General features: G+C 43.2%; 8 protein-coding genes. 7 read left to right on the plus strand and 1 reads right to left on the minus strand.

From position 1 onward, the window contains the following. Positions 1-154: 154 nt before the first annotated feature. Positions 155-1,966: an acyl-CoA dehydrogenase gene (locus ACKWCA_RS16325; RefSeq protein ID WP_413979277.1), complete on the minus strand. Its 1,812-nt coding sequence runs from the start codon at positions 1,964-1,966 to the stop codon at positions 155-157. A gap of 299 nt (positions 1,967-2,265) precedes the next feature. Here ACKWCA_RS16325 and ACKWCA_RS16330 point away from each other — a divergent pair, with 299 nt between their 5' ends. The 7 genes from ACKWCA_RS16330 (at position 2,266) to ACKWCA_RS16360 (ending at position 12,035) form a co-directional block, all read left to right on the plus strand. Further along, on the plus strand, positions 2,266-5,556 hold the full coding sequence (locus ACKWCA_RS16330) for a S41 family peptidase (protein WP_413979278.1): 3,291 nt from the start codon (positions 2,266-2,268) through the stop codon (positions 5,554-5,556). 404 nt (positions 5,557-5,960) lie between these two features. Next, positions 5,961-7,436 carry a DUF5018 domain-containing protein gene (locus tag ACKWCA_RS16335; protein WP_413979279.1) on the plus strand — a complete coding sequence of 492 codons (1,476 nt, stop codon included), beginning with the start codon at positions 5,961-5,963 and terminating at the stop codon, positions 7,434-7,436. Between the two features lie 297 nt (positions 7,437-7,733). Further along, a complete protein-coding gene (locus ACKWCA_RS16340) occupies positions 7,734-8,225 on the plus strand; it encodes a DUF2306 domain-containing protein (protein WP_413979280.1) in 492 nt (163 codons plus the stop codon). A gap of 517 nt (positions 8,226-8,742) precedes the next feature. Next, entirely contained in the window at positions 8,743-9,165 is a 423-nt protein-coding gene (locus ACKWCA_RS16345; protein ID WP_413979281.1) for an SRPBCC domain-containing protein, read from the plus strand. A gap of 167 nt (positions 9,166-9,332) precedes the next feature. Beyond that, on the plus strand, positions 9,333-9,908 hold the full coding sequence (locus ACKWCA_RS16350) for a Crp/Fnr family transcriptional regulator (RefSeq protein ID WP_413979282.1): 576 nt from the start codon (positions 9,333-9,335) through the stop codon (positions 9,906-9,908). A 78-nt stretch (positions 9,909-9,986) separates the two neighbouring features. Beyond that, the gene (locus tag ACKWCA_RS16355; protein WP_413979283.1) at positions 9,987-10,481 is read left to right on the plus strand and encodes a GlcG/HbpS family heme-binding protein; all 495 of its coding nucleotides are present in this window, start codon (positions 9,987-9,989) and stop codon (positions 10,479-10,481) included. A gap of 27 nt (positions 10,482-10,508) precedes the next feature. Next, a complete protein-coding gene (locus ACKWCA_RS16360; RefSeq protein WP_413979284.1) occupies positions 10,509-12,035 on the plus strand; it encodes a Dabb family protein in 1,527 nt (508 codons plus the stop codon). Positions 12,036-12,078 lie beyond the last annotated feature (43 nt).

Below are 12,078 nucleotides of genomic sequence, written 5' to 3' on the forward strand. Positions count from 1 at the left end.
ACTTCTTGACTTGCGCTATACATCATTTGCTTTTCGTCTCACGCCTCACGCTATACGCTAAAAATATATACTTTTTACTGCCAACTGTTAACTGCTCATTGTCCACTGCCTATTGCTAACTGCTAACTCTTAATCGACAATGCCTCACTGCCTCTCATTTAAAGATCTTTTCATACGTATTCAAGGTCAATGCTTGGTTATCCATAAGAACTTCTGCCAATCCTGTGGTTTTTGGCAATTCATATTTGAAGTAGAACTGCATTGTATGAATTTTACTTTCATAGAAATCCTTGTCAAAAGTCTTGTCTCCGGTCAGTAGCGCATTTTGTGCAACGATTCCGATTTCCAACCAGAGCCAGCTGATGACAATCGTACTGAAAAATTCCATAAAGGGGGTTGCATCTGCCAAAAAGCGTTGATAGTCCCCTTTCATAGCGTAGCCCATCAACGATTGTAGTACGCCTTGTGTCAACTCCAGTTTCGTCCCGAGTTTCTGCGCATATGGTTTTAGGGACTCATGTGCCATTGCCGCCTGTATGGTACCCTGGATTTCCTTGGATAGCAACTGTAACGCTTTTCCGTTTTCCATGGTGACCTTTCTCCCCAAAAGGTCTTGGGACTGAATACCTGTCGTTCCTTCATATATGGCAGAGATACGAATATCGCGGAGGTACTGTTGCAAAATATAGTCCGAACAAAAGCCATAACCACCCAACACCTGCACCCCATTATTGACCGAAGTAATACCCATTTCAGAGGGGTAGGTCTTGGTCACAGGGGTCAAGATTTCCAAAAGCAGTTTGTATTTGGTACGCTCCCCCTCATCTGGATGGGCTTGTGACAGGTCATTGTAGCGCGAGGCTTTAAAGATCAAACTCAAGGCACCTTCGCAAACCGATTTCTGTAATAACAACATACGGCGCACATCAGGGTGATTGATGATCAAGGTCTGTTCTTGTGCTACATTCTTTTTTCCGGTGCTGGTCAATTGTCGGCCTTGGGGACGTTCTTTTGCGTAGTTCAATGAAGCATGATAGGCCGCCGTTGCAATCGCCGCTGCGCCGCGACCTACGGCAATTCGAGCGCCATTCATCATCAAGAACATGTATTTCAGGCCCTGATTGGGCTCACCGACGAGCCATCCCGTACAGGCGTCTTTGTCACCAAAAAAAAGATGGGTGGTGCAATAGCCCTTTTGTCCCATTTTTTCAAAATCCGCTACGGTAGTGACATCATTGGGTGTTAAGCTCCCATCTTCAGCAGGGCTATACTTTGGCACTACGAAAAGCGAAATGCCTTTGGTACCGGCTGGGGCCCCTTTAATTCGAGCTAAGACCAGATGCACGATATTCTCGGCGCCCTGGTAATCCCCAGCAGAGATGAATATTTTCTGTCCGTGTATTTTATAGGTTTCCCCATCGGGTGTGGCCGAGGTCACGATATCGGATAACGAGCTGCCCGCCTGTGGTTCGGTCAGGCACATGGTACCGCCCCAGGTGCCTTCCAACATTTTGGGCACATAGGTTTCATTCAAGGTTTTGTTCGCAAAATGAACGATCAACTCTGCCGCACCTACTGTAAGACCGATATAGCCCGGCAGGTGATTGTTGGCCGCCTCTTGAATAAAGGCCGAAGCATTCACCGCCATTGAGGGCATTTGCAGCCCTCCGTCCTCATAGGAAAACGGTCCGGATAGAAAGCCCATCTCGCCCCCTGCCTTCATGTATTTGGTGACCTGTGGATGCACGACGATTTCCCCATCTTTAAAATGAGCGGGGTGCTCGTCCATTTCCTTGAAGTACGGGTAGAGTTCCTTGTCGGAAAAGTCCTTGACAGCCTCAAGCATCATTTCAATCGACTCTTTATCATACTCGGTATAACGTTCGTGCCCTAGCACACCCTCTAGGTCGTTTACACTGAACAAGAGAAATTTAAGGGTATCAAGGTCGATATAGTGCTGTGCCATAGCGTGCTTATTTTAGATGCTTGAAGTTAACCGAAATTCTGTCGAATTCCATTAAACTGGTTTAATAAAATGGGGATGGTAATCACTTCGGAGCACAAACCTAGATTCGATTCTTGACCTATGTCGAAGTTGCTGCTATATTTTCATCAGAGCGCAGATGCAGACCTATTTTTAGCTAACTTCACCCACATTAATTAAAAGAGGCCTGATTTCATGGAGACAATTTCCGTTAGAAATCTTCATAACGATATCAAAGGCGAGTCTATCACTAGTTTTATCCGTCAACCAAAATTCAAATTATGAAATTCCTTATCTCCGTACTTCTTATTGCATTCAGTTCAAGTTCGTTCGGTCAAATCAATGCAAAACTAATGCGTTACGTCGATGTATCGGAAACACAAATTTGCTTCGTTTACGGCGGCGATATCTGGGTGGTCGACAAAAATGGGGGTACCGCCACACAACTGACCAATTCCCCCGGGGAGGAATCCTATCCAAAATTCTCTCCAGATGGTAAGGAGATTGCGTTTACAGCCAGGTACCGAGGCAATCCCGATGTATATGTTATGCCCGTTACAGGTGGTGTTCCTCATAGATTGACCTATGGGTCCCATTCCGATCGCATGGTAGAATGGCATCCTGCAGGTGATAAAATCCTATTCGCTTCAAGAAGAGAGACAGGTATTCCATCCGGACGCGTAAACCAACTTTTTCTCATTCCCAAAACAGGCGGAATGCCAGAAAAGTTGCCCATCCCCTATGGCGAGATCGCCACGTATTCGCCTGATGGAAAGCAACTGGCCTATATTACCAAAATAACGGAGACCTATCCCTTTAAAAGATATCGAGGCGGACTAACTTCGGAGGTCATCTTATTTGATCTGGAAAACAATACCGCTAAGAACATCACCAATAGTGAAGCGAATGATGGGAAGCCCGCATGGGGAGGTGATAAAATTTATTTCTTATCCGACCGCGCAGATGACCTGCGGTTGAACGTATGGAGTTACGATCTTGAATCGGAAGCACTGAATCAGATTACCCAATTCAAAGACTTTGACATTACGTATCTATCGGCTGGTCCAAAGGATCTGGTCTTCGAAGTAGGCGGCGCGCTCCATCTCATGGATCTCGCTACCGAGGAATCAAAAGAGGTTGCCGTAACCGTAATAAGTGATTTGACTCTCGAAATGCCCAAAAGACTCGAGGTAAACAAGCAAATAAGGGGAATGACAGCTTCTCCTGGGGCAAGTAGAATTGTATTCGAGGCACGGGGCGAATTGTTCAATGCCCCTGTAAAAGAAGGATTTGTTCAAAACATCACCAACTCTTCAGGAGCGTTCGACCATAGTCCCACATGGTCGCCCAATGGAGATTATGTAGCATATTGGAGTGATAAATCAGGTGAGTATGAGATTTATCTACAATCGATGCGAAAAGAACAGAAGACCAAAAAAATCACTTCCAGAAATAAAGGATATGGCTATACCCTTCATTGGTCACCAGATAGCAAAAAGTTGGCATTCATTGATGAGAAAAATGATATCAGCATTTTGGATGTGGCAACAGGAGCAGTTGAAGTAGTTGGCAATTATCAATGGAATTATGGTCACGGCGGCCGTTCGGGCTATCCCATTCATTGGTCACACGATTCGAAGTTCCTCACCTATTCTATCGGTATGGACAATAGTAACGAAGCCATTTTTATCTACAGCCTTGGCAGTAAACAATCTAGACAGGTTACCAGTGGATTTTACAATGATACCAACCCGGTTTTTGGGGTAGATGGTACATACTTGTTTTTTCTTACGGATAGGAATTTTAGCGCGGTATACAGTGGCCTTCAAGATGGTACCTGGATCTATCCGAATGCCACACAACTGGCCGCTATCAGTTTGAGTCAAGAATCACCATACCTTCTACAAGCAAAAAATGACGAGTTAAGCACAGCGGAAAAGGAAGAGCAGCCAAAAGAAGAAGGTGGTAAACAAAAAAAGAAGAAAAAAGACGATTCGAAAAAGAAAGCCCCGGAACCGATAAAAGTGGATTGGAATGATATGGAAAGTAGGTTGGTTATTCTACCAGCAAAGCCTGGCAACTTGACCGACCTTATGGCCTTTGAGGGTAAGTTAGTCTACCGTCGCTTGCCCAATTCGGGATCAAGTGGTGGTGAACCGGAATTATTTTTCTATGACCTGAAGGAACGGGAAGAAAAATCCATCATGGCCAAAATAAATGGGGGCGTCAAGACAGCCGATGGGAAATCGCTGCTAGTGAGGAGTGGGCCACAATTTGGTATTATTCAACCCGAGCCAGATCAGAAAATCAAGGATGCCATCCCTACAGATGGGTTGATTATGGAGCTGAACCCTAGGGAAGAATGGCGCCAGATCTTTCAGGACACTTGGAGAAGACACCGCGATTTCTTTTATGACGAGGGCATGCAACAAGTGGAATGGGACTCGCTTCGTACACAATACGGTAAGTTGATCGATGATGCCCGATCCCGTTGGGATGTAACGTTCATACAGTCGAATCTTGCCGCCGAGCTAAGTGCTGGCCATACCTATACATTTGGTGGGGACAATGAAAAAGTGGAAAATGTGAGTACCGGTTATCTAGGGATTGACTGGGCCAAGGACAACAAGGGGTATAGGGTCAAACGAATTGTAAAGCCGGCCGATTGGGATGCCGAACACAGGTCGCCCTTCGATCGTCCCGGAGTAAAAGTGTCCGAGGGGGATTATATACATTCCGTCAATGGAATTTCCCTTTCCCCAAACAAAGAGCCGTATGCTGCCTTTGAAGGTCTTGATGGTAAAACAGTTGTACTGAAGGTCAGCAAAAACGGTAATATGGGCGATGCAAAAGATGTAGTGGTCACCTGCCTTACAGGAGCAGAGGAAGGAAATATTCGCTACTTGGATTGGATCGAGAAGAATCGATTAAGGGTGGAACAACTTTCCGGAGGTAAATTGGGCTATGTGTATATGACCAATACGGCAAATAGGGGGCAACTTGACTTGGTTAAAATGTACTACGGCCAGCTAGACAAGGAAGGGTTCATTATTGATGAACGTTTCAATGGGGGTGGACAACTCGCTGACCGCTTTTTAGAACTGATGACACGCCCTGTCATTTACAACCTATACTGGCGCCATGGAAAATCACACGCGTATCCGGTAAAGGCCAATACTGGTCCAATGGGTATGCTGATTAATGGTTGGGCAGGATCTGGAGGAGATGGATTACCCTGGGCATTTAGGGAACTGGACGCCGGACCGATTGTTGGTGAGCGCACTATTGGTATTTTAGTCGGTCCCGCCACAGGCCATCGACTCATTGATGGCGGAGGAATTACTGTTCCGGGAGCACGACTTTATTTTAATAACGGTACCTGGTTCGATGAAGGTGTTGGCGTTAGACCTGATATCCCCGTCTGGGACGATCCGAACGTATTGCTGCAAGGACGTGACCCCCAAATGGAGAAAGTTGTAGCGGAAGTATTGAAGTTGCTCAATGATAGTCCTAAGGCTACCGCACCTCCAGCTAAGGAAGATCGAACGGCAAAAGGTCTAGAAAACAATTAGTTTTCATTCATTCAAGAACAACCCTGTCTCTTGATATAGAAGTAGCATCGAGATTGACCATCTGTACTGTTTAAAAGCCAAGTATCGAAAAAGAAAATGAAGAAAAAATGAATGAATTACCATATTCTGGCAATACCCGTTTAATCGAAATTGTAGTACGTTAGAATCCGCCAATAAACGTGATTCGTTATAGATATCCATAGTAGGAGAACCCAAAGAATAGTTGAACCACTCACTGGCGGAAAGCAGCATTGACTTGTATTTACCCGTTAGAATATTACTGTAGGACCTTTCAACGAATACAAGCTACAAAAGAAAGAAAAAAGTCGTCTTTGGCTCCCATATTATCTAATTTCGCTCAGCAACTGAGTAATCTAGATTACTATTTGATATCCCTCAGAATTATGAAAAAAATTCATTTCACCTTATTTTTTGTGCTTATTTCCCTTTTTTCCTGTACTGATGAAGAAGGTACGGAAACCGAACTTTCAGGTGGTAATACGATTACTTCTTTCACGGTATCCAGTGGCAACCTAGAATATGCGGTTACCATAGACGGCAAAACGATTGATATTATTACGCCATACAACGTGACCACCGCCAACAATCTTGTGATGGAGGTTTTAATTTCCCAAGGCGCCACGATAGATCCAAACCCTAAGGATATTACCTTGATTACAGACCCGATTGAATTTACCGTTACTGCGGAAAACGGAGCTGAAAGTGTCTACACCCTTACCCTATCACGTGAGGAGAGTCCGGAAAATGCCATAACCGGTATCCGTCTAAAAAACAATAAGAATAGCGTTGATGAAGTCAACGCCGATATTGACCAAGTAAGTGGTGAGGCTACCAAAGAACTTCCTAAAAATTGGAGTCTGACCGAAGTTACAGCCGAAATCGAGATTTCAGCTTTTGCCAGCATTGCTCCAGATCCGAGTACCATCAGTGATTATTCACTACCTGTTGACTTTGTTGTCACCGCAGAAAATGGAACAACAAAGAATTATCGGGTGATCTTGTCAAAAATTCTATCTCAAGAAAATGATTTTAGTGCATTCATCCTTCTTTTTGATACCCTAAACCTACCTGCGGACATCGATAGGGAAAAGGGTATGATATCTCAGCGTGTTCCCCAAGACACAGACCTTACACAACTGTCAGTTGCGTATGAGATTCCTGAATATGCGACCATCATGCCCGATCCCTCCGGTATTATGGATTACTCGCAACCGGTAACTTTTGTAATTACTTCGGAAAACAATGAAGAAAAAACCTATACTGTAGGTTTTGAATTCATGGAAGAAACCATAAACTATAATTGTGACCTGCAAAATGCCTCAAAGTGGTTTGGTGGGGATGATAGGGGCAATAAAATCTCCCCAGAGTTTTTTCATGCCCCAAGAAATGTAGGAACAGGCCAATCATTAACCCCTGAACAAGATATGTTCATCACATCGTATAGCATACGATTCAGCAATTATTTTCGGTTCGTAGACGATGAGGGAAATGTCAATACATATTTCGGTGATTCTACCGTACGCCTCCAACTACGGGACGGAGAAGGAAACGTTCTTGCCTATAAAGACAAGACCTTTAACAATCCTATGCAATTGTTCTGGCAGACATTTGATCTCACCGACCTGAATCTTATACTAAAGAAAGATACCTTATATCACTTTACCTGGTACCTCGTAGATGGCGAAACACTGGGTATACATACCGGAACACATGGTAATACGGAACTGCATTCGGGGTTATGTGACGAACAGGGCCTAAGTGGAACTTCAACCATACGTGAAGAAACACATCTGGATGATTGGGACACTTGGGGGTATCATCCTTGGCACTTTAATTTTAGATTAACCGGTTTTCAATAAACAGATGTAGCGAGTTAAGGGTATTAGAATTTTCAATATTCCTGATTCAAGCTTAGTCTGTTAAAATCCGTTTGGATGTACCAAATGATGTAGTTGTCTTGCCCCGTTTCGACCTTCTCTCGAAAGTCTTGAGTTGGGCACTACTTCATACACTTCCACAACAATCAAAACCGCTTTCAAACCATAAAAAGGAACAAGCGTACATGTCCCAACCACTCATCCTAAATTTTCCACAGTTCAGTCGCAAAAAATGGAAAGCACTTCATTTATAGTTCATCTTTATCAAAATTTGAAAAGATGCCCTACGATTTCGTCGGTTGGTTTCATACGGTCATGTCTCTGATTGCCCTTATTACGGGCACGATTGTTTTGACCAAAACAAAAGGAACTGCTACACACAAAAGAGTTGGAAGAATCTACGCCATTTCCATGCTCATGGTGTGCATCACCGCATTTATGATCTATCGCCTTCACAATGCTTTTGGAATACTTCATTTTTTTGCCATTATCAGTACAGTGACTTTAATCTTAGGTATGCTCCCCATGTATTTGAAAACGCACAAAAAACCTATCATCGTTCATTTATCCTATATGTATTGGTCAGTTATCGGACTCTATTGTGCCTTTGCGGCGGAGGTTTTCACACGACTTCCGGATATATGGCACATCGATACCAATCTTGGGGTATTCTACGCGCTGATCGGTATATCTTCCGGAGCAGTTGGAGCCATCGGAAGTCACTACTTCAAGAAAAACAAAAAGCGCTGGGAAGAACGTTTCGGTCAGTAACCCCTCAGTTGATAACCCAATAGCACATCAGCGATCGATGTAGTTTCCAGGCTTAGGAAAAATCCGTAGCTTTATGGAGAGAAAAAGATCGCTGCAAGAAAGCAATATCAAACCCAAGGTGAAGCCAGACAGACACTCAGAAGTTCCATCAAATCCAATAACTACAGTACTATATCAAGCTGACCGTCCAATAGTTCGGCACATACCAACGTTATCATTTTGGATTACCTCGGCTCCTAAAGGCCGACCTACAGCACCCCCTTTTGGAGAAGATGAACTGATAATTGAAATGACATACACGTCTGGAATCGCAGAAAAAATAGCATTCCACTTTGCGTATAAAGAAAACCAACATAGACATAATAACATGACCTAAATACTGTTAAGAACATATCATTCGATTGATGCGGGTCGCTGTTGAACGAAATCAGGGAGGCATTGAAAACTCCAGTAGCCAAAAGCGATTTTGCCCATCAAAAGAACACGTACAACTGTTGAATCTTATTAACCCAAACACATGAGAACCAACACTCAACGTATTACAGTGCAGACCGTAGTGCAATCCGATTTGGATAGCGCATGGGAATTCTGGACAAAACCCGAACATATTATGAACTGGAATTTCGCCAGCGACGAATGGTGTTGTCCGGCCGCAACCAATGATTTGAAACCAGGTGGTGCATTTCGTTGGCGTATGGAACTACGTCAAAAGAAAGTAGGGTTTGATTTTATTGGAACCTATGATCGGATTGTTGCTAAAAAGCATATTTCATATCATATCCCCTGTAAAAGAAGGGTCGATATTGAATTTATAGAACAGAATCAAGAGGTCGTGATTCGCAAGACGTTTGATCTCGAAGAGGTCAATACGAACGAACGGCAACGTGAAGGGTGGCAGGCCATACTCGATAACTATAAAAAGTATGTGGAATCGATCTGAAAAAAGTGACGCGATCCGATACATGAATAGCCCTTTCTATGCTCCAACATATAGGTCACTGAATGCTAAACCTGCAAAAATTGAACTATCCCGTGGTTCACTCCAAAGAGTGCAGTACCTACTGTTTAAATGTAACATAGCGTTACTAGTCAAGAACACTATCGAAAATGTCGCACGATATACTAGTAGAACATATCAGTAAAAACGCCCAACTCTCCAAATGGGAACTAGAAGAGTTCTGTAAGCACTTTCAACTCAAATCCATACCAAAAAAGACATTTCTTTTAGAACAAGGTGAAGTCTGTACATTTGAGGGGTTTGTCGTGGAAGGTTGTTTTAGAATCTTCACTTTAGATAAAAAAGGAAACGAAAACACATTGTATTTCGCAACTAAAGATTGGTGGCTTATGGACATAGACAGCTTTATGAATCGCAAACCATCCGATTTAAATATGCAGGCTTTGGAAGACAGCAAGGTGCTTCTAATTCGCAAGATTGATAAACTCGCGCTTTACGAATCGGTTCCTGCAGTGGAGAAGTTGTTTCGAGTCATGTCGCAAAAGGCTATTGTAGCCTGGCAACGTCGTCTTATACGAAATCATTCCCAAACCGCTACGGAACGCTATCGGCATTTTACAAGTACGTACCCGAACATTGCAACTAAACTTACGGACAAACAAATTGCCAGTTATCTAGGAATAACCCATGAATTTTTGAGTAAAATCAAGAAAAAAACCAACTAATTCGTGTTTGTTGAACTTGTTCAACTTTTTCCTCGACGTAGTTTTCAATTTTTGTGGGATAACAATACACACGAAATCATGAAACTTTCCCAATCGATACGAACACCTGTGTTCGTCCTTATTTTAGCATTGATAGTACCCTGCAGTAGTGCCAAGGCACAAATCACTCATGATGTTTCACATGAAGAGGCTTTAAAAATCATCTTGGCGGCAAAAGAAAAAGCCGAGGCTTCCAATATATTGGTGAACATTGCCGTAGTGGATGCTGGAGCCAACCTCAAGGCATTCCTTCGCATGGATGAGTCCTTTTTAGGAAGTATCGACGTGGCCATTAAAAAAGCCAAAACAGCACGATATTTCGATATTGATACGGGCGAACTGGGAAAATTGACCCAGCCAGGAGGTATCATTTACAATATTGAACATTCGAATGAAGGATTAATAACCTTCCCTGGCGGTCTCCCAATAAAAAATAAAGACGGCAGAATTATAGGAGCCATCGGCGTAAGTGGCGGAACCATAACGCAAGATCGGGCTATCGCCAAAACCGGGGCCCAATCGATAATAGAATAATATATGAAATCAACCCAAACGGCAATTATGACTATACCCAAAGGTTATGTACTAATAGGATTCCTTCTTATAATGAAAATCTGCTGGGGACAAGTCTCGGACGACCTGATGTTGTACAGAAAGGACTTTAAGGCCATCTCCGCTAACAATACGGTGACCGTTACTACCTATGAAAAAGACGGCGTTCATTATGTGTATGCCGGAGGTTTCGGCAATGTGGATGTATATCGCCTAGACGCCAAGGGGAAACTTACCCCCATAAGCAATCATGAACTTTACAAACAAAAGGGACCTGCACGAGGTATGGTGGCCGACAGAATTAACGGTACCGATTTTCTGTTCATAGCAAACAAACACGGTAATGCCATTGAAACGTTCAAAATTTTGGAAAATGGAGCGCTACAACGTGTTTTTCTAGTGGAAGACAGCGAAGAAACCCATCTCGGAACAGCGATCACCTTACAAGTCGTACATATGAAAAAAGCGGCTTACCTCTTTATAGGTGGCCTAGAAGAAACCCCGGGATTAAGCTGCTTTAAAATTCATAATGATGGCAAGCTTACCCATGTGCAATCCTTGAAAGATGACAACAACATATTTACCGATGGTATCATAGGCATGTTCACCCATAAAATCAAGGGCAAGACCTTTTTGTATACAGGGGGCTTTCAAGACAATGGGGTGAGCAGTTTTAGGGTGTACCAAAACGGGAAATTCAAAAATATCAATAACATAGGTGATACGACCACAGATCGATATTTGACCGGAGCGTATCCCGTTACAGGAGTTACTTTAGGAACACAACATTATGTCATTGTTGGCCATCGGCACCATAAATACTATGAGAGCAATGGTTTTATAAAAAATACGGACTTCGTATACCACGGGGATGGGGTAAGCGTCTTTAAAGTAACGGATCAAGGGGCTTTGGTTCCCCACTTTGTACTGAAAGATGATGCCAGCACAAAACTATCGGGCCAAACAAGGATAGAGATTGTTTCAGCCACCGACGAGGCAGCAATACTGGCCGTTGGAACTCGAGACGATGCCAGTATTCAATTGTGTAAACTGAATAAGGACGGTATCCTTAGTCCCATCGATTATTTAGAAACCGGTTTTTCTATCTACTATGGATTGAGATCGCATAAAATCGAGGAAGACAATTTTCTTATCGCTGGCTCCAACAGATTTGATATGAAACAACTCGTAACGTACAAAGTTTCCCCAAAAATCAGCCAAAAGGGAAAGCTTTTAAGACATGTGGTAAACTTGAAATATAAATCGGACACCACCCCCGAACAAATTGTCGAAGCTGAAAACGCTTTTGCACATCTTAAAAATAAGATTCCTCAAATTGTCGACCTTGAATGGGGACTAAATGATAGTACGGAAGGACATAGCAATGGATTCACACATACCTTTACCTTGACCTTTAATGATGCACACGGTAGGGAAATCTATCTTTTTCATAAAGCGCACTTGGCCTTGGTAGAAAAGGTGGGACCTCTGCTAGATGGAGTCTTTGTAATGGATTATTGGACCCAAGAAAACTAATTCAAGAAACGAACCACCGATAGCACACCGAGCAGCTTCGGTT

It is taken from the genome of Maribacter corallii, assembly GCF_047345415.1.
Lineage (GTDB): Bacteria > Bacteroidota > Bacteroidia > Flavobacteriales > Flavobacteriaceae > Maribacter_C.